This is a genomic window from Pseudomonas khorasanensis (assembly GCF_014268505.2).
Lineage (GTDB): Bacteria > Pseudomonadota > Gammaproteobacteria > Pseudomonadales > Pseudomonadaceae > Aquipseudomonas > Aquipseudomonas khorasanensis.
The window spans coordinates 271,696-290,094 of record NZ_JABWQP020000003.1; the positions used below are offsets into that span (position 1 = coordinate 271,696).

General features: G+C 60.4%; 15 protein-coding genes. 8 read left to right on the forward strand and 7 right to left on the reverse strand.

Annotated features, from left to right (window positions below; genetic code table 11):
* Positions 1-25: 25 nt before the first annotated feature.
* The gene (pdxR, locus tag HU727_RS10595) at positions 26-1,576 is read right to left on the reverse strand and encodes a MocR-like pyridoxine biosynthesis transcription factor PdxR (RefSeq protein ID WP_186531141.1); all 1,551 of its coding nucleotides are present in this window, start codon (positions 1,574-1,576) and stop codon (positions 26-28) included.
* Between the two features lie 93 nt (positions 1,577-1,669).
* Between pdxR and HU727_RS10600 the strand changes: the two genes are divergently transcribed.
* The 3 genes from HU727_RS10600 to HU727_RS10610 are packed head-to-tail and all read left to right on the forward strand — an operon-like array spanning position 1,670 to position 3,434.
* The gene (locus HU727_RS10600) at positions 1,670-2,293 is read left to right on the forward strand and encodes an FMN-binding negative transcriptional regulator (protein ID WP_186531143.1); all 624 of its coding nucleotides are present in this window, start codon (positions 1,670-1,672) and stop codon (positions 2,291-2,293) included.
* A gap of 10 nt (positions 2,294-2,303) precedes the next feature.
* The gene (locus HU727_RS10605; RefSeq protein ID WP_186531145.1) at positions 2,304-2,750 is read left to right on the forward strand and encodes a GNAT family N-acetyltransferase; all 447 of its coding nucleotides are present in this window, start codon (positions 2,304-2,306) and stop codon (positions 2,748-2,750) included.
* Between the two features lie 12 nt (positions 2,751-2,762).
* Positions 2,763-3,434: a GNAT family N-acetyltransferase gene (locus HU727_RS10610; RefSeq protein ID WP_186531147.1), complete on the forward strand. Its 672-nt coding sequence runs from the start codon at positions 2,763-2,765 to the stop codon at positions 3,432-3,434.
* 97 nt (positions 3,435-3,531) lie between these two features.
* Here the strand turns inward: HU727_RS10610 and HU727_RS10615 are convergent, their stop codons facing one another.
* Positions 3,532-4,431, reverse strand: coding sequence for a homocysteine S-methyltransferase family protein (locus tag HU727_RS10615; RefSeq protein ID WP_186531149.1), 900 nt, complete (start codon positions 4,429-4,431; stop codon positions 3,532-3,534).
* 113 nt (positions 4,432-4,544) lie between these two features.
* Here HU727_RS10615 and HU727_RS10620 point away from each other — a divergent pair, with 113 nt between their 5' ends.
* Together HU727_RS10620 and HU727_RS10625 are read left to right on the forward strand one after the other, a co-directional pair.
* Entirely contained in the window at positions 4,545-5,366 is an 822-nt protein-coding gene (locus HU727_RS10620; RefSeq protein WP_186531151.1) for an ABC transporter substrate-binding protein, read from the forward strand.
* On the forward strand, positions 5,363-6,199 hold the full coding sequence (locus HU727_RS10625; protein ID WP_186531153.1) for an amino acid ABC transporter permease: 837 nt from the start codon (positions 5,363-5,365) through the stop codon (positions 6,197-6,199). The genes HU727_RS10620 and HU727_RS10625 overlap by 4 nt, the downstream gene beginning before the upstream one ends.
* A gap of 15 nt (positions 6,200-6,214) precedes the next feature.
* On the opposite strand, the gene HU727_RS10630 is transcribed toward HU727_RS10625, so the two are convergent.
* On the reverse strand, positions 6,215-6,493 hold the full coding sequence (locus HU727_RS10630) for a helix-turn-helix domain-containing protein (RefSeq protein ID WP_186531154.1): 279 nt from the start codon (positions 6,491-6,493) through the stop codon (positions 6,215-6,217).
* Complete coding sequence (locus HU727_RS10635) at positions 6,490-7,842, reverse strand: type II toxin-antitoxin system HipA family toxin (protein ID WP_186531156.1); 1,353 nt, start codon at positions 7,840-7,842, stop codon at positions 6,490-6,492. Before HU727_RS10635 ends, HU727_RS10630 begins: the two co-directional genes overlap by 4 nt.
* A 229-nt stretch (positions 7,843-8,071) precedes the next feature.
* Between HU727_RS10635 and HU727_RS10640 the strand changes: the two genes are divergently transcribed.
* Positions 8,072-11,029, forward strand: a complete 2,958-nt coding sequence (locus tag HU727_RS10640) for an autotransporter outer membrane beta-barrel domain-containing protein (protein ID WP_186531158.1) — start codon at positions 8,072-8,074, stop codon at positions 11,027-11,029.
* A 199-nt stretch (positions 11,030-11,228) separates the two neighbouring features.
* The gene (locus HU727_RS10645; protein WP_186531160.1) at positions 11,229-13,454 is read left to right on the forward strand and encodes an autotransporter outer membrane beta-barrel domain-containing protein; all 2,226 of its coding nucleotides are present in this window, start codon (positions 11,229-11,231) and stop codon (positions 13,452-13,454) included.
* Between the two features lie 204 nt (positions 13,455-13,658).
* Here the strand turns inward: HU727_RS10645 and oadA are convergent, their stop codons facing one another.
* Together oadA and HU727_RS10655 are read right to left on the reverse strand one after the other, a co-directional pair.
* Entirely contained in the window at positions 13,659-15,467 is a 1,809-nt protein-coding gene (gene oadA / locus HU727_RS10650) for a sodium-extruding oxaloacetate decarboxylase subunit alpha (RefSeq protein WP_186531162.1), read from the reverse strand.
* An 11-nt stretch (positions 15,468-15,478) separates the two neighbouring features.
* Positions 15,479-16,894: an acetyl-CoA carboxylase biotin carboxylase subunit gene (locus HU727_RS10655; RefSeq protein WP_186531164.1), complete on the reverse strand. Its 1,416-nt coding sequence runs from the start codon at positions 16,892-16,894 to the stop codon at positions 15,479-15,481.
* Positions 16,895-17,083: 189 nt separating this feature from the next.
* On the opposite strand from HU727_RS10655, the gene HU727_RS10660 reads away from it, so the two are divergent.
* Positions 17,084-18,046, forward strand: a complete 963-nt coding sequence (locus tag HU727_RS10660; RefSeq protein WP_186531166.1) for a LysR family transcriptional regulator — start codon at positions 17,084-17,086, stop codon at positions 18,044-18,046.
* Here the strand turns inward: HU727_RS10660 and HU727_RS10665 are convergent.
* Positions 17,988-18,191 (reverse strand): PA3496 family putative envelope integrity protein, encoded by a 204-nt coding sequence (locus tag HU727_RS10665; RefSeq protein ID WP_186531168.1) that lies wholly within the window; start codon positions 18,189-18,191, stop codon positions 17,988-17,990. The two genes, HU727_RS10660 and HU727_RS10665, sit on opposite strands and share 59 nt — an antisense overlap.
* Positions 18,192-18,399: the final 208 nt, after the last annotated feature.

Genomic DNA, 18,399 nt, shown 5'->3' on the forward strand with positions numbered 1-18,399 from the left:
TTCTTCATCTGCGAGGCGCTGCTTTTCAGCGCTGCCAGGCCTGGCGCAACCGCGTCAGTGCCGCGTTGATCGCAGACTCCGGTACGGCCGCGAAACCGAGGACCAGGCCGGCGCGCTGTTCCATCGGCGTGGTCGAGTCCGTTAGCCAGTAACTGCTCAAACCGTTGATTTCGACATCGACCTCAGCGGCCTGAGTGATCAATTGCTGCTCGCGCTCGATGCTGTCCACGGCGACGGTCAGGTGCAGCCCGGCCGACACGGCGGGCAGCTGACCAACGCCGGCGATTGTCGGCCAGCCTTCGAGCAGGCAGTTGCGCCGGCTCAGCGCAGCCCGGCGCATCCGGCGAATATGCCGCTGAAAATGCCCGGCAGCCATGAACTCGGCCGTCACCGCTTGCGTGCTGACTTCCGAGTGCCGCACGTCCACCGCGCGCCGTTGCGCGAAGGCCTCGACCAATGCCGGCGGCAGCACCAGATAACCGAGGCGCAACGCCGGGAAGGCGACTTTGCCAAACGTGCCGACGTAGAGCACACGGCCCTGACGATCGAGCGCCGCCAACGGTGCCAGCGGTGCGCCGGTGTAACGGTATTCACCGTCGTAGTCATCCTCAACAATCCAGCCGCCGACACGTTCGGCCCACCCGAGCAATTCCAGGCGACGGGCCAGGCTCATCACGACGCCGGTCGGGTACTGATGAGACGGCGTGACGTAAGCCACCCGGCAGTCATTGAGTTGAGCCATTGCGCTGCAATCGATCCCCTCGCTGTCTACCGCCACGCCATGCAGACGTGCCCCCGCCACGGCGAACGCGTGTCCGGCAGCGCGGTAGCCCGGATTCTCGATCGCCACGCCATCCCCCGGCTCGACCAGCAACTGTGCACAAAGGCTGATGCCCTGCTGCGCGCCACTGGTGATCACAATTTGTTCAGCCGTGCACTGCATCCCGCGCGAACTGCGCAAATAGGCAGCGATCATGGCGCGCAGACGCGCATCACCCGCCGGGTCGCCGTAACACAGTTGCTGCAAATCCGGTTTGCGCCAGAAAGCCGCGTTCAGCTTGGCCCAGACCTCGAACGGAAACAGGTCGAACGCGGGTACGCCCACGCGAAAGGCGCGCGGCGGCCCGCTCGGCGGTCGGGCCAAATGGTGTTTTTCGATAAGGGAAAAACCGCCACTGTGGATAACTTTGCTGGATGGAACTACAGGTAAATCCAACCAATTTGTGGATAAAGCTGTGGGTAAGCCTGTTAACAAGCCTGTGGATGAAATTGTGGATAGTTTTTTCTTTGTCGTCAGTGGTTGGGCCAATTGCGCAACATAAGTGCCGTCGCCAACCCGGCCTTCGATAAACCCCTCGGCGTACAACTGATCGTAGGCGCGCACCACACTGTTGCGAGAAATGCCCAGCGCCGCCGCCAGGTCTCGGCTGGCCGGCAATCGTGTGCCGCTGGCCAGGCGTCCGTCGAGCACCCGCAAGCGCAAAGCCTGATAGAGCTGACGGCTCAAGCCTTGACGACGATCAAGCTCGATACCGGCCGGATTGAACGGCATGGACAACGGCGGAAGAACAGGCATAGCAAATGGACCTATGAAATGACTCGTCAATGGCTCTTACAACAGACCAATAGCCTGCCTAGGATGCAGGCATTCGCCAAGGAAAATCTGTCCATGTACACGCCACGCGCCTTTGCCATCGAAGAGTTGTCTCAGTTGCACGAATTGATCCTCGCCACCCGCCTCGCCATTTTGGTGAGCCATGGCGAGAACGGCTTGCAGGCCAGTCACGTGCCGGTGCTGCTGCATCGCGAACAGGGCGAGTACGGCACGCTGTACGGGCACCTGGCCAAAGCCAATCCGCAGTGGAAAGACCTGCGTGACGGCGCCGAGGCAATGCTGATCTTTGCCGGCCCCGACGCCTATGTCAGCCCGGGCTTCTACCCGAGCAAGGCCGAGCACGGCAAAGTCGTACCGACCTGGAACTACATCGCCGTGCACGCCTACGGGCATGCCGAAACCTTCAGCGATGGCGGACGCCTGCTCGACATCGTCAGCACCTTGACCGACCGTCACGAAGCAGGCCGCGCCCAGCCGTGGTCAGTCAACGATGCACCGGCCGATTACATCGACGGCATGCTCAAAGCCATCGTCGGATTCGCCATTCCCATCGATCGCCTCGAAGGCAAGCGCAAGCTCAGCCAGAACCGCAGCGCCGCCGACATTGCCGGGGTGAGCGAAGGCCTCGCCGCCAGCCCGGACGCCAACGATCAAACCCTCGCCCGCTTGATGCGCTAAAGGAATCACCATGACCCAGATCGACATCCGCCCGGTCGGCGCCAACGACCACGCCGCCTGGCTGCCGTTGTGGCAGGCCTACCTGCGCTTCTACAACACCGAACTGCCGGAGGCTGTCAGCCAGAGCACCTGGCAGCGCTTTCTCGACCCGACCGAACCGACCCACGCCGCCCTCGCCTGGGTTGATGGCAAAGCGTTGGGCATGGTGCATTACATTTATCACCGCTCGAACTGGAGCATCGAAAACTCCTGCTATCTGCAGGACTTGCTGGTGGTGCCCGAGGCCCGTGGCACCGGTCTGGGTCGGCTGTTGATCGAGCATGTCTACGCCACCGCCAAGGTTGATGGCTGCTGCAAAGTCCATTGGCTGACACATGAAACCAACGCCACGGCGATCCAGCTCTACGAGCGCATCGCTGAACGCCCGGGCTTCATCCAGTTTCGCAAAGCCCTTTAAGGAGACGCGCACATGACCGCTTCACTCGCTGACTGGAAAGGCGCACCCGCACCTTCTGCCACCCTGCTCGAAGGCCGTTTCATTCGTCTGGAAAAACTCGATCCGGCGCGGCATGCCGACGAACTGTACGCGGCCCTCGAAGGCCCCGGTGCTGATCCGAAACTCTGGGATTATTTGCCTTACGGCCCGTTCCCGCTGCGCAGTGCGTTCAATGACTGGCTGAACAACCACGCGGCCAACAGTGATCCGTATTTTTTCAGCGTGATCGACAACGCTACGGGTCAGGTGCAGGGCATTCTCAGCCTGATGTCGATCGTCCCGGCCCAGGGCCGTATCGAAATCGGCCACGTCACATTCGGCGCGCCGATGCAGCGCTCGCCGAAAAGCACAGAGGCGGTGTACCTGCTGGCCAGGTATTCGTTCGAGTTGGGTTACCGCCGGCTGGAATGGAAGTGCAACAACGGCAACGCCCGCTCCCGATACGCCGCCGAGCGTCTGGGCTTCAGCTTTGAGGGCGTGTTTCGCCAGCACATGGTGGTCAAGGGAAAGAACCGCGATACGGCGTGGTATTCGATCCTGGATTCGGAGTGGCCGGCGATCGGCGCAGGGTTTGAACGTTGGCTTTCAGAGGCGAATCAGACCACATCGGGGCAATTGAAAACCCTGGCCGAGTGCCGTAGCTGATCGGTAAAAAGCGAAAAGATCGCAGCCTTCGGCAGCTCCTTGCATTGGAATGCGTTCCTGTAAGAGCTGCCGCAGGCTGCGATCTTTTGAACTGCGGTTAAGCCAGTTTTTGCGCCAGCACCGCAATGTGTTCCGGCCCGATCCCGCAGCAGCCGCCCAGATGGCTGGCGCCGCGCTGTTGCCAGTCCAGCGCCCAGTGCAGATACCCCGGCGGGTCGAGATCATCGCGCAACGGGTCGAGACCGTCGTTGGCCGTGGCTTCCTTGGGCTGTGGAGGAAACGCATTGGCGTACGCGCCGATATTGATGTTCGCGCCGAGACGCTCGAAAGTATCGCGCGCCGCGTCGATGGCCGCGCCGATCACTTCGGGCTGGCTGCAATTGAACAACAACGTTTCGACGCCCAGCTCAGCCGCCGCCGCAGCCGCTTCAGCGACTGGCTCACCGGAGCGCAGACGAGGGACTTCATCCGTGTCTTCATCTTTCAAGGTGAACGACAGCCAGAACGGTTTGCCGTCCTTCGGCAGGCCCGCGTGAATGGCGCGCGCCTCGACAATCGAGCTCTGCGTCTCCGCCAGCCATAGATCGACGTGCGGGGCCAAGCCGTTGACCAAAGGCGTCAGCAACTCGGTCACCCGATCCGCTTCGAACAGATCCGGCCGGTACGAGCCAAACAGTGGCGGCAACGAACCGGCCACGCGCACAGGTTTACCCGAAGCCTGTACCGCACGCTGCGCCAATTCGCCCGCCAATGCCGCGAGAGCCTGACCTTCAGCGGCAAAACGCTGCTCGCCAATGTGAAACGGCACCACCGCGTAACTGTTGCTGGTGATCACGTTGGCGCCGCTGGCAATGTACGCGGCATGCACGGCTTCGACCGCTTGTGGCGCCTCGCTCAGCGCCAGCGCCGACCACTCGGGCTGGCGGAACGGTGCCCCGGCGCGTTGCAGTTCGCGGCCCATGCCGCCATCGAGAATGACCGTCTTCGCTGCGCCCATATGCTTTTCACTCATATGCTTATGAAAATAACTCACTATCAGAGTCGTTCTTATAACTATTTAATACGCACCACTCGGTTAATAACAACCTCTTTTTTCTACAGGGATCGACTGTGAAATTCCAACCGCTATTGGCCCTGGGCCTGACAATTCTGGCCGCCTCCACCCAAGCCTTCGGCGGTGCGACGCTGGACCGCGTCGAGCAGAAAAAAATTCTGGTCGGCGTGCTGATGGAAAGCTATCCGCCCTTCTCGTTTCTCAACGAGCACAACGAACTCGACGGCTTTGATGTTGATGTCGCCAAAGCCGTTGCAGACAAACTCGGGGTCAAACTGCGTCTCGAAACACCGTCCTGGGACGTAATTGCCGCCGGCCGCTGGAGCGGGCGTTACGACATTTGCATCTGCTCGATGACGCCGAGCAAGGCCCGCGCCGAGGTGTTCGATTTCCCCGTCGAGTATTACGCCTCGCCGGCGGTGATCGTGGTCAACGCCAAGGACGATCGCATCCACAGCGCCAAGGACCTGAGCGGCAAGAAAGTCGGCCTGACCAGCGCCTCCAGCTATGAAAGTTATCTGAACAAGAACCTGGTCATCGAAGGCGCCGAGGACACGCAATTGCAGTATCCCTTCGAGGATGTGCAGATTGCCCCGTACGACACCGACAACGTCGCTTTCCAGGACTTGGGCCTGGGCGCCGGTGTGCGACTGGATGCGATTCTCACCAATCTCGTCACTGCGCAGCCGCGCCTGAACCAGGATCAGCGCTTCAAGCTGGCCGGCGAACCGCTGTACTCGGAGCCGAACTCGGTCGCCATCGAAAAGGGTGACCCGCAGTGGGACGCCAAGGTGCGCCAGGTATTTGCCCAACTCAAACAGGACGGCACTCTGAGCAAGCTTTCGCAGAAATGGATCGGCGCCGACATCAGCCAATGACTTCCTTTCCGCCCCCGCCACAGCCACCGCAACCGGTGGCTGAAACCCGTCTGCAAAAGTTTTTCGGTTTTCGTAGCCGCCTGTACCTGACGTGGGCCGCGCTGTTCTGTCTGTTTGCCGGATTCTTCCTGAGCTTCGACCTGAAGTTTGCGATCATCCTCGACAAGCTGCCCAACCTGGTCGGCCTGAAGCTGGCGCCCAATGGTTTCCTGCAAGGCGCGGCGCTGACGCTGTTTTTATGCGCCTGCTCGATCATCGCGTCCTCGCTGTTGGGCTTTATCACCGCGCTGGCGCGCCTGTCGAAAAGCGCCGTGGCGTTTGGCATCGCCAGTTTCTACACCTCGTTCTTTCGCGGCACACCGCTGCTGATCCAGATCCTGCTGATCTACCTCGGCCTGCCGCAACTGGGCATCGTCCCCGGCGCTATCGTTGCCGGGATCATTGCCCTGTCGCTGAACTACGGCGCCTACCTGAGCGAAATCTTCCGCGCCGGCATCCTCGGGGTCGATCACGGCCAGCGGGAAGCATCGCTGGCGCTGGGCTTGCGCGAAACAGTGATCTTCTGGCGCATCACCCTGCCCCAGGCCATGCGCACCATCATTCCGCCGACCACCAACCAGTTCATCTCAATGCTCAAGGACTCGTCGCTGATCTCGGTGATGGGCGTCTGGGAAGTGATGTTTCTGGCCCAGTCCTACGGCCGCTCGAGCTATCGCTACATCGAAATGCTGACCACGGCGGCGATCATTTACTGGCTGATGTCGATCGGTCTGGAATTGATCCAGGCGAGAATGGAGCGGCATTACGGCAAGGCGTATGTGCGGCGTAGTTGAAGGGGTCTGCAACGTTTAAATATTGTCTCGACGAATCCGCACCACGCCTATTTTCATGCCGAACGGGCGGAATACCGCATTCAGCGACTTCAGCGTCTGATTGCCTTCACCGTGTTCGATATGCACCAGGGTGCGCACCGATATCTTGCACATCTTCGCGAACTGAGTCTGATGCAAACCGGTCACTTCCACCCGTAAGCGGCGCACGGCGTCACCCATTTCCAGCGTTCCTTGCGCCATTGCTTCCTGGATGCTTTCAATGAGCGCTGTGCGCTCGATGACGGTCAGGCTCATTTCAAGTCCCACTCTTTCAAGCGCTGCTCAAGATTTTTCAGGTGAACGCCCGGGTGGTTCATGGTTCTGTCGGGCAAACCGCTGGAGGTCAGAATGTCCGGCAGCGCGGCCAGACGTCGGGCATCTTCGCGCAAGCGTTCAAACAGCACCGAGGCATCCAACAGCCCTGCCAAAGGCTCGTCCGGTCTGGCGCTTTCGGCCACCGCGCGGCACACGCCTCGCCAGTCGATGTCTCCCGCTCTTTCCAGGTCTTTCGGCCATTTGGTCGTACGGGTCACGCCTTCGTCATCCATGACCATCGGGGCGAGGTCATAGATCGGCGCCAGCTTGAACGTGTCCGCCCCACGGATGATTGCCGTGTTACGACCGTGATTATCCGAGTTGCCCAGGATTTTGTTGATCAGATCCCGACGCAGGTAATCCGCGATGAGAGCAGGAATCTGCCTGTCTTGCCCCGCTTGACGCCAGAGTCGGGCGAGCATACGGATGACTTCCAGATGATTCATGGCGCTGCCTGGCGTCGACACCTGAGCCAGCGAATAAATAGATTCGACAGCGAAACGCAATACGGTCCCCTCAGTCACCTGGCGATCAAACCGATGCATCCACAAACTCGGTTTGTCCGCCTCCTCCAGGGCCATGCCTTGCGGGGCGACCGTTTCGATCCCCAACTTCTGCAGCGCTCTGTAGTAATGGTATTCGCTGCGCAGGATGTCCTGGTCGGTTTGCCCTCCCCTGTTTCTGGCAAACTTCACGAACCAGTGCTCTCGGACTTGTTCATCGCCCAACACAGCATCGGGATACAGAAGACCGGCTGTGTTCTCTGCCAACAATAGCTTCGGCGCTTCACCGCCTGCTCCCGTCGCCCCCCCGATCGCCGCACCTAACTCATAGGCGTATTCAAGAAAGCGGTTATCGCGGTGGATGACCTCCTCGCGCTTGAATCCGATCGGTTTTCTTTCATCGACAGCTTCGGCCGATTCTTTTATTCGCATGTTTCCGATGGGAGCGGGCGTGCTACGACCCAGCAAAAAAAGATCGATGCTGATGTCTTCAGGTTTTTCCTGGGCCAGACGCGCGAGCAGAAACCGCTTGGCCGCGCCTGCCGGTGCGATGTCGTGCACAAAAGCTGGCGTTCTCGAGCGCCGACCGTCCCAGTCCAACGGGTACAGAGCACTCACGGCCTTGGAATATGGCGATCCGATGGATTCGATGTTGTCCGCCAGGTAACTCGCCTCGTAACCAAAACTGCAGCGGCTTTCGAAGCCTTTTTCAGGCTCATCGAAGCTTAGAATCATCGCGTCGCGCCATTGTCCGGCGGTAAAGATCTGTAATGTCAGGTTGTACATGTTCTTTCCGTGTGCATTTTAATGCGCTTCAATAAAGCGAAATCTTTAATTTATGCAATATAGTGCATCTGAGGCGCTTTATGCAGAGTTATATCTGCAACAAAACGCAGATGAGCCTTCGCTTGCGTCTCGGCGCACGCAAAACAATGCAGTTCAACCACCGACATCATTCTGTAAAAACCCACCGCTATACAGGACGGCCCGTCCATAACAAAAAGGCCGTTTCTTCATGCCCTTCTCGCCCCAGCGCTTGTCTTTGGCCATCGCTCTGTTGGTCTCGACCACCACTGTGCACGGCAAAACTGTGCAGATCGATAACGCTACCACCGCACCACAAACCCTGGGTGGCAGCGACACCCTGACGATCTCGACACCGGGCAGCATCACCCACAGCGGCAAGGCTGTGAGCCTGAAGGACGGAACCAGCGGCGCCGGTGTAGTTATCGATAACGCAGGCAAGATCGTTTCCACCGGCGGGCGCGCCATCGACAGCAGCGGTGATGAGAGCAAGGCGCGTAATTACGCCATCTACAACCGCAACGGCGGGCAGATTCTGGGCGCCAATGACGCGTTGCGCATCGACAGCAACTTCGTCAGCGGCAGCCTGTTGATCGACAACAGCGGCGTGATTCGTTCGTCCACCGGCCAGGGTCTCGATCTGGATGCGCTGCGCAGCGACGGGGTGAAAACCACCCTCGTCAACCGTGCCGGAGCGCTGATACGCGGCGACGCCAGTGATGGCATGAAGACCGGCGCCAACGCCAGCATTACCAACTATGGCGAGATCTCCACCGGCGATTCGCACAATGCAGACCAGAAGTTCGACGGCATTGATATCGACTCCGCGAGCGGCGTCAGCATCACCAACTACGGAGTGATTTCCGGTGGCCGCCACGGCATCACCACCGACCTCGGTGCGAGCTTGACCAACTATGGCGAAATCACCGGGCGCAACGGCTCCGGGTTCGGCTCCGACGGCGATGGCACAGTGATCAACCACGGCACCATCACTGGCGCCTACTCAGGGTTGCAAGCCAATGGCGACGGCGATGGCGTGGACATCGACAGGATCGCCCACATTGAAAACTACGGCGTCATCCAGGGCGTCGGCGCCGGCGGTGTCGACAAGGCCGGGTTTGCCAACGGCAGCGAGGGCATTGCCCTGGGTGGCGGCTACATTCTCAACGCCCGCGTTGCGCGGATCAGCGGCGCCGACAGTGCGATTCTGGTGGACGATGGCAGCGGCGGTTCCGGGCTCGCGGCCACCACACTGGAAAACTTCGGCACCATCGAAGGCCTCAACGGTTTCGGCATCAAGTTTGTTGGCGAGTTCGCCGACAGCGTGATCAACGGTGGAACGATCAGCGGCAGCAACGGGCTGGCGCTGGATCTGGGCGACGGCGATGATCGCCTGACCTTGCGCAACGGCAGCCGCTTTATCGGCGTGGTCGATGGCGGCAGCGGTTATGACCGGGTACTGATGGATGACCCGGAAGGAGGCAGCTTCGGTGAGAGTCGCAACTTCGAATGGCTTGAGGTAAAGCAAGGCGCGTGGACAATGACCGGCAGCGGTGATTTCAGTGACGGCGGCGCGATACGTCACGGTGCGACGCTGATCAATCAGGGCGGCATTGCCGGCAGCCTGACCGTGGACAGTGGCGCCGAATACGCCGGCGGTGGTTCGGTGGGCAATCTCAATGTCAACGGCACTTTGCGCACGAACACAGGCCTGGGTCGGGCAACGGTTGTACATGACCTGAACATGGGCAGCGCGGCGACCCTCGCTTACGGTGTCAACGCTGATGGCAGCAGTGCGCCAGTGCAGGTCGGCGGCACGGCCAATCTCAACGGCGCAACGCTCGCGGTGAATCCCGGCAGCGGAACGTGGCCATGGCAGAATCGTTACACGGTGCTGCAAGCGGCACAGGTCAACGGTACGTTCGGCACTGTCACCAGCGACTTCGCCTTCCTGACGCCCACCCTTGCCTACACGCCGACCCAGGTCGATCTGACCTACACCCGCAACGACGTGGCCTTCAACGAACTCGCTGTCACCGGTAACGGCCGCCGCGCCGCCGACAGCCTTGCCTCGATGAGTAAAAACAACGCGCTGTACAACGCCTTGCTCAATACCACCCAAAGCAGCGCCGGCGCGGCAATCGAGCAACTGGCCGGCGCCAGCACCGCCAACCTGACCAGCGCTACGCTCGCCGCCAGCAGCCAGATCGGCAGCAGCATGCTCTCGGCGATGCAGCCAACGGGCGTCAGCCCGGCGTTAATGGTCGGCCTTGATCAGCGCGACACGCCGGTACTGGCCGCCAATCGAGTCCCGTCCGAAGCGCGCAATCTGAATGATCCGAACGCGCGCGGCCGCCTCTGGCTGCAAGGCATCGGTGGCTACGGCAAGCTCGATGGCGAGCATGGCAGCAGCGGTCTGGAACAACGCACCCGGGGCAGCGTGCTCGGCGCTGATTGGGCGCTGAACCCGGCGTGGCGCCTGGGTGTGTTGGGCGGTTATTCGAAAACCGATCTGGATGCCAGCAGCGTCGATGGTAACGTCGAAAGCTGGCATGCCGGCGTTTACGCACTGCATCAAAACGGACCGATGTCGTTGCGTCTCGGCGCGGCGTACAGCGGTCATCAGGGCGAGAGCAAACGCGAGATTTCTTTCAACGGTTTCAGCGACCGGCCCAAAGGCGATTACGACGCCGACAGTCAGCAAGCCTTCGCCGAATTCGGTTACGCCATGGGCAGCGGGCACCTCAGCGCCGAGCCATTCGCCAGCCTCGGTTACCAGCGCTACCACCGCGACAGCTACCGGGAAAAAGGCGGCGCTGCCGCACTGCAAGTCGACAGCCAGACCCAGGACAACTTCAGCAGCACCGTCGGCCTGCGTCTGGCGCACCTGAGCAGCCTCGACAACGGCATGAGCCTGACCCCGCGCATGGCCGTCGGGTGGAAACACACCTATGACGACGTCAGCAACTCGACACGTCAGGCGTTCGTGGTCGGCGGCACCGCATTCAGCGTCGATGGCAGTTCGCTGGATCGGGACAGCCTCATGCTGGAAGCCGGGCTCGATCTGGGGGTTTCCACGCGCCATACCCTCGGCGTGGGATACAGCGGCGAAATTGGCAGCAACAGCCGTAACCACGGTTTGATCGGGCAATGGCAGATGCGTTTTTGATCCTTGCAATGCGCCGAGCACTGGTTTGCCTGTGGGAAAAGGCGCCGGTGTAATCGAGCAAAAAAACCGGTTTCGGAACTTCCGGAGATTTTCTACAAAACGGTGAGACGTCGGCTGCAACAGAGGGGGAAGCAGCCGACATCGCAATCGTTGGGGCGTCAATAGAGTCGAGTCTCCATATTGATAAGAGCCTCACTCGATGCCTATCCAACATCGCTACAGACCACAACATCTGGCCATGGCCGTTGCGCTGGCAATTGGCTGCGTAGAGTTTGCCAATGCTCAGCAACCCCCAGAAGCCGCCGAGATACCCGTTCTTGTCAGTGAGCAGGAACTGCCTGAAGTCGGGGCCCGTGAAGCGGCTCTGCAAAGAATCAGGCAGTTCGCTACCGATACCGGGACGGTCCCGACCGCTCTGAATTCTCTTGATAAACCGTTTCAAGGTACTGCCGCCAACGATCTGATTCTTCTCAAGGATGGCGCCAGTTTCAACGGCAAACTGGACGGCGGCGAGGGCACAAATTTTCTGGTACTGGACGCGTCTGAAGGCGGCACGTTGAAAGACACCGCCAATTTCAACGGAGCCCACGTTGTGCAAGGCGACTGGACGCTAAAAAGCAAGGGCGACTTTACCCAAGGCGTACTGGTGGAGCGTGACGCAGCGTTGGCCAACCTGGGCAATATCGAGGGCGGCGTAATCAGCCTCGGCAAGCTTTTCAACAAGGGCGTCATCAAGGGCAACGTACACATTGAGCAGGGCGGCAGCTATGCCGGTAAAGGTGCAGTCGCAAACTTGCGCGTGGACGGCCTTCTCACTGTCGATGGATCGCAAGGTAGCCCCAAGGTCAAAGGCAATCTGAGCTTGTCCCCAGGCGCAGAGCTGGCTTACGAGGTTAATCCCACAGGCAAGGGCGAGACGATCAAGGTCGATGGCGTTGCCGACCTCGATGGTGCCACGCTGAGAGTCGTTGCAGCGGCGGGAAATTATCCGGCGAGCAGTCAATACAAAATCCTTGAGGCTGCCGAGGTCAAGGGCAAGTTCGGCACCGTCGTTAACGACCTGGCCTTCATGACAGCCACCCCCCAATACAACAAAAAGTCCGTAGGGCTGCTTTACGCGCGCAACGACCTGCCGCTGACAAGCGCTGCCACTTCCGACAACGCTCAAGCGATTGCAGCCAGTATTATCGAGCCGCAAGCGCCATCGCCTTCTGCTGTGCCAACGCCTGCGCCAATACCTGCGCCTGCGGCTTTGACGGCATCGTCAGTCCAGGCATCAGATCCTGAGTCAGGGGTCATACCGGTTCCCCCCGCCGCGCCCCCCCCCGTTGCGCCGGTCAACGATGTTGTCGATACACAAGCTCCCACCCCCAAACCGCCTGCCAATACAGCCGTCGCGGCAATCCTGGCCAGCGACCTGAAAACCGCCTCGGTTGCCCTTGATCAACTCGCTGCCGGCAGCAACGCCAACCTCGCCAAAGCCACACTGAACAGTATCTCGCCCGTGAGCACGGGCATGCTCTCGGCCATGCGTCAGCTGAACCACCGCAGCGGCGCCGCGGACGGTGCCGGCAATGCTCCCCGGCAGGCAACCGGCGGAGCGGAATCCGGACGGGTCTGGGTTCAGGCCCTGGGCCATGGGGGCAAAGTCGATCGTGATTCGAACAACACCTTGAAACACGCTACCCAAGGTCTGCTCGTGGGCGCTGACTGGCGCCTCGATGAGCAGTGGCACATCGGTCTGCTGGGCGGCAAATCACAGACGAAACTGGACGCCGGCCAATACGATGGCGACCTCGACAGCTGGCACCTCGGTGCCTATGCCGTGCGTCAGGACGGCCCGCTGGCACTGCGTCTCGGTGCCACCTACGCCAATCATGACGGCAGCAGCAAACGTCGGGTCGCGTTCAAGGGTTTCAGTGATCGCCTCAAGGGCGGATACGATGCCAACACGCAGCAAGCCTTTGCCGAACTGGGCTTCAATCTTGGGCGCGGCAACGTCACGCTCGAGCCTTTCGCCAGCCTCGGCTATCAACGCTATCACCGTGACAGCTACCACGAAAAAGGTGGCGACGCGGCGTTGAAACTCCACGGACAAACCCGCGACAACCTCAGCAGCACCTTCGGTCTGCGGGTCGCGCAGGTCAACACGCTGGATAATGGCATGCACCTGACCCCGCGTTTCAGTGCGGGCTGGAGACATACCTACGGCGAGGTCGACAGCGACACACGCCAGCAACTACTCAAGGGCGGCAAGCGTTTCGAAGTGGATGGCGCTGCGCTGGATCGAAACAGTCTGTCCGTGGTTGCGGGGCTCGATTTCGGCCTGTCGGTGGCTCACACCCTCGGCGTGGGCTTAACGGGCGAGATGGGCAATGACAGTCGAACGTACGGCGTGGCGGGCCAATGGCGCATGGCGTTCTGACTGACTGGACATTCTCCCTGTGGGAGCGAGCCTGCTCGCGAAAGCGGTAGGTCATTCAGCGATGATGTTGGCTGATCCGAGCATTCGCGAGCAGGCTCGCTCCCACAATGGGTCCCTACAAATGACCTCCAGGGTCGAAAACAGACAAAAAAAAGGGGAGCACATGCTCCCCCGAGGTTAAAACGTTTTATCGCGGCGGTTATCTCAGCCTTCGATCTCGATCAGGATTTCACCCGGATTGACCCGATCGCCCTTGGCCACGTGGATCGCGGCGACCTTGCCGGCGATGGCGGCCTGGACTTCGGTTTCCATCTTCATCGCTTCGGTGATCAACACAGCCTGGCCAGCCTTGACGGTGTCGCCCTCCTTGACCAGCACATCGACGATGTTGCCTGGCATGGTGGTGCTGACATGCCCCGGTGCAGACGCCTGCTTGCGTTTGCTGCTGCCACCGCTGACGAACTCATTGAGTGGTTCGAACACCACTTCTTCCGGCATGCCATCGATGGATAGATAGAAGTGACGCTTGCCTTCGGCCTTCACGCCAACACCGGTGATGTCGACGCGGTAGGTTTCGCCGTGGACGTCGATGACGAACTCGGTCGGCACGCCTTCGCCGCCAGCCGAGGCAACAGCGCCCGCTTCCGGAATCGGTAGCAACACTTCCGGGACCAGGGTACCGGCGGCGCGTTCTTCAAGGAATTTGCGGCCGATGTCCGGAAACATGGCGAAGGTCAGCACGTCTTCTTCAGACTTGGCCAGTGCGCCGATGTCGGCGCGCAGTTTGGTCATTTCCGGCTTGAGTAGATCGGCCGGGCGCACATCGATGACGTCCTCGCTGCCGATCGCCTGACGACGCAGTTTTTCATTCACCACGCCCGGCGCCTTGCCGTAGCCGCCCTGCAGGTAGAGTTTCACTTCGTTGGTAATGGTTTTGTAGCGCTCGCCGGCCAGCACGTTGAAGAACGCCTGGGTGCCGACGATTTGCGAAGTCGGGGTTACCAGCGGCGGGAAACCGAGGTCTTCACGCACGCGCGGTATCTCTGCGAGCACTTCGCCCATGCGGTTCAGGGCGCCCTGCTCCTTCAACTGGTTGGCGAGGTTGGAGATCATCCCGCCCGGCACCTGATTGACTTGCACGCGGGTGTCGACGGCGGTGAATTCGCTTTCGAACTGGTGGTACTTCTTGCGCACGGCGTAGAAATACAGACCAATTTCCTGCAGCAATTCGAGGTTCAGACCCGTGTCGTACTCGGTGCCTTTGAGCGCAGCCACCATCGATTCGGTGCCCGGATGGCTGGTGCCCGAAGCGAAGCTGGAGATCGCGGTGTCGATATGATCGGCACCGTTTTCGATTGCCTTGAGCTGGCACATGGAGGCCAGGCCAGCGGTATCGTGGGAGTGGATAAACACCGGCAGCGACTGTTCGGCCTTCAACGCACGCACCAGCTCACCGGTGGCGTACGGGGTCAGCAGGCCCGCCATGTCCTTGATCGCCACCGAGTCGCAGCCCATGGATTCCATCTGTTTGGCCTGGGTGACGAAAGCGTCGATGGTGTGCACCGGGCTGGTGGTGTAGGCGATGGTGCCTTGCGCATGTTTGCCGGCGGCTTTCACCGCTTCGATCGCGACGCGCAGGTTACGCACGTCGTTCATGGCATCGAAGATGCGGAACACGTCGATGCCGTTGACCGCAGCCTTGGCGACGAAGGCTTTGACCACGTCATCGCTGTAGTGGCGATAGCCGAGCAGGTTCTGCCCACGCAGGAGCATTTGCAGACGTGTGTTGGGCAGCGCCGCGCGCAATTGGCGCAGACGCTCCCATGGGTCTTCCTTGAGGAAGCGCACGCAGGCGTCGAACGTCGCGCCGCCCCAGCATTCCAGCGACCAGTAGCCGACCTTGTCGAGCTTGTCGCAGATCGGCAGCATGTCTTCGGTGCGCATGCGGGTGGCGAGCAGCGATTGGTGAGCGTCGCGCAGGATGGTGTCTGTTACGAAGATCTTCTTTCTCATTCTTGTATTCCTCACAGGCCTGCGTGGGCGGCGATGGCGGCGGCGATGGCCAGGGCCAGCTCTTCGGGTTTGCGCTTGATCGAGTAGTTGGTCAGTTCAGGATGGCTTTCAACGAAGCTGGTGTTGAACTGGCCGCTGCGGAATTCCGGGTTGCGCAGGATTTCCTGATAGTACGCGGCGGTGGTTTTCACACCCTGCAGGCGCATGTCGTCGAGGGCGCGCAGGCCACGGTCCATCGCCTCTTCCCAGGTCAGGGCCCAAACGACCAGTTTCAGGCACATCGAGTCATAGAACGGCGGAATGGTGTAGCCGGTGTAGATCGCCGTGTCGGTGCGCACGCCCGGGCCGCCGGGTGCGTAGTAACGGGTGATCTTGCCGAAGCTCGGCAGGAAGTTGTTTTTCGGGTCTTCGGCGTTGATGCGAAACTGCAACGCGAAGCCACGGTGCTGAATGTCCTCCTGCTTGACCGACAAGGGCAGGCCGGAGGCGATGCGAATCTGCTCACGGACGATGTCGATCCCGGTGATTTCTTCGGTGATGGTGTGTTCCACCTGCACGCGGGTGTTCATTTCCATGAAGTACACCTCGCCCTCGGCGAGCAGAAACTCCACGGTGCCAGCGTTTTCGTAACCCACGGCCTTGGCCGCACGCACGGACAGATCACCAATGTATGCGCGTTGTTCCGGTGTCAGCTGCGGGCTTGGCGCGATTTCGATGAGCTTCTGGTTGCGCCGCTGAATCGAGCAGTCCCGCTCAAACAGGTGCACGACATTGCCGAAACTGTCGCCAAGGATCTGCGCTTCGATGTGCTTGGGATTGACGATGCATTTTTCCAGAAACACTTCCGCCGAACCGAAGGCCTTGGTGGCTTCGGAAATCACCCGGGGGAAGTTCTGTTCGAGTTCTTCGCGGCTGTTGCAGCGACGGATACCCCGGCCGCCACCACCGGACGTGGCCTTGAGCATCACCGGGTAACCGATGCGGTCCCCTTCGACCAGAGCTTCTTCGATACCGGCCACGTTGCCTTCAGTACCCGGCGTCACCGGTACGCCAGCCTTGATCATGCTGCGGCGTGCTTCGGTCTTGTCGCCCATGCGGCGAATCACTTCGGCCGACGGGCCGATGAATTTAATGCCGCGCTCGGCGCAGATCTCCGCCAGCTCGGCGTTTTCCGAAAGGAAGCCGTACCCGGGATGCAGCGCATCGCAACCGGTTTCCACCGCCAGGTTCACCAGTTTGCGCGGGTTGAGGTAGCCGGCCAATGGCTCGGCCCCCACGCTGTGAGCCTCGTCCGCACGCTTGACATGCAAGGCATGCCGATCAGCGTCGGAAAAAATCGCAACCGAGCGAATGCCCATTTCGGCGCAGGCTCGCACGATTCGTACGGCAATCTCACCACGGTTGGCGATCAGGATCTTTTTTATCACTTGGAGGTTCCCTTGAGCCGGTGGCACCACGACCTGTCGGAAACAGGTCGACGCGTGACCAAATGTTTCAATTCAGTCGCAGGCTCACACTAGCGCTACCAAGGGATTAACAAAAATGAATAATAATTGGGCCGTGCATAAGTAAAGACTTATAGTCGAGGCATCCACTTGCCTTCAGAGCCAAAGAAAATGCGTAAGTCATTGATGCGTATGACATTGCGTCAACTGCAGATCTTCAATGAGGTATGCGATCTACGCTCCTATAGCCGCGCAGCCGAGGAAATGTCGCTCACCCAACCCGCCGTGAGCCTGCAGATTCGGCAACTGGAAGAGCTGATCGGCCAGCCATTATTCGATTATGTCGGCAAAAAACTCTACATGACCGAGGCGGCGGAGGCCCTGCAGCGCGCCAGTCGCGACATTTTCGGGCGGCTGGAAAACCTCGACATGCAGCTTTCCGACATGCAGGGCTCGCTGCAGGGTCAGCTAAAACTGGCGGTGGAATCGAGCGCCAAATATTTTGTGCCGCACCTGTTCGCTGCATTCAAGCGCCAGCACCCCGAAGTGAATCTGCAACTGACCGTGGTCAACCGTGGCCAGGTCATACGCCGACTCTCCGACAACCGCGACGATCTGGTGATCATGTCGATGGTGCCGCAGGACATGGGCCTGGAGTTCTTGCCGTTCCTCAACAACCCGATTGTCGCGGTGGCACGCCCGGATCATCCGCTGGCGCATCTGGGGCCCCTGCGCTTGCAGGATCTTGAACCGTACACGCTGCTGGTTCGCGAACCCGGTTCGGGTACGCGTCTGGCGTGTGAGGAGTATTTCAAGGAGAAGCGCGTGCACTTTACCCAGACTCAGGAGGTGGCCTCGGCCGAAGCGCAGCGCGAGTGCGTGGTGGCGGGTCTGGGCGTGGCGCTGTTGACACGCCACGCCCTGAACCTGGAGCTGACAACCGGCGGCCTGGTTGAGCTGCCGATCGAGGAATTGCCGCTGTTTCGCAGTTGGTGCCTGGTGCAAGCCAAGGCCAAACGACTGTCACCGGTGGCGCACGCCTTCCTGGCATTTATCCGCAGCGAGCGGGCGCAGATCAGCGCGCTGGCTGAGCGCTTCGACGGGAAGCCGCGGGCGTTGCCTGCCAGTGAGTGATCTCGGGAAAGTCGCCGATTTCAGCCTGAAGCTGGCGAAGTTCGAAGCGATCTTCGATCGCACGGCGGAATTCCATGCGGCGCTGGTCTTCCTGCTGACGACGGGTTTTCGCGGCGCTGTTGCGTTCTTCGTAGGGCTGAGCCATTTCGAGTCTCCCAAGGCGATTACGGGAGTTTCACGATAGGCGTGAGGGATGACGGTTTGGCTTCGTCGCGGTTACAGACTGATGAAAGTTTCGCGGATAGAGAGAACATTGTGGCGAGGGAGCTTGCTCCCGCTGGGTCGCGCAGCGGCCCTGAAATTTTGGGCCTGCTACGCAGTCCAGCGAGAGCAAGCTCCCTCGCCACAACAGC

What these genes read in the sequence shown, in the direction of transcription:
- HU727_RS10610 (WP_186531147.1), top strand. Translation starts at nt 2,763, where the DNA reads ATGACCGCTTCACTCGCTGACTGGAAAGGCGCACCCGCACCTTCTGCC.
- HU727_RS10660 (WP_186531166.1), top strand. Translation starts at nt 17,084, where the DNA reads ATGCGTAAGTCATTGATGCGTATGACATTGCGTCAACTGCAGATCTTC.
- HU727_RS10630 (WP_186531154.1), bottom strand. Translation starts at nt 6,493, where the DNA reads ATGAGCCTGACCGTCATCGAGCGCACAGCGCTCATTGAAAGCATCCAG.
- HU727_RS10665 (WP_186531168.1), bottom strand. Translation starts at nt 18,191, where the DNA reads ATGGCTCAGCCCTACGAAGAACGCAACAGCGCCGCGAAAACCCGTCGT.
- HU727_RS10640 (WP_186531158.1), top strand. Translation starts at nt 8,072, where the DNA reads ATGCCCTTCTCGCCCCAGCGCTTGTCTTTGGCCATCGCTCTGTTGGTC.
- oadA (WP_186531162.1), bottom strand. Translation starts at nt 15,467, where the DNA reads ATGAGAAAGAAGATCTTCGTAACAGACACCATCCTGCGCGACGCTCAC.
- pdxR (WP_186531141.1), bottom strand. Translation starts at nt 1,576, where the DNA reads ATGCCTGTTCTTCCGCCGTTGTCCATGCCGTTCAATCCGGCCGGTATC.
- HU727_RS10615 (WP_186531149.1), bottom strand. Translation starts at nt 4,431, where the DNA reads ATGGGCGCAGCGAAGACGGTCATTCTCGATGGCGGCATGGGCCGCGAA.
- HU727_RS10625 (WP_186531153.1), top strand. Translation starts at nt 5,363, where the DNA reads ATGACTTCCTTTCCGCCCCCGCCACAGCCACCGCAACCGGTGGCTGAA.
- HU727_RS10645 (WP_186531160.1), top strand. Translation starts at nt 11,229, where the DNA reads ATGCCTATCCAACATCGCTACAGACCACAACATCTGGCCATGGCCGTT.
- HU727_RS10600 (WP_186531143.1), top strand. Translation starts at nt 1,670, where the DNA reads ATGTACACGCCACGCGCCTTTGCCATCGAAGAGTTGTCTCAGTTGCAC.
- HU727_RS10635 (WP_186531156.1), bottom strand. Translation starts at nt 7,842, where the DNA reads ATGTACAACCTGACATTACAGATCTTTACCGCCGGACAATGGCGCGAC.
- HU727_RS10605 (WP_186531145.1), top strand. Translation starts at nt 2,304, where the DNA reads ATGACCCAGATCGACATCCGCCCGGTCGGCGCCAACGACCACGCCGCC.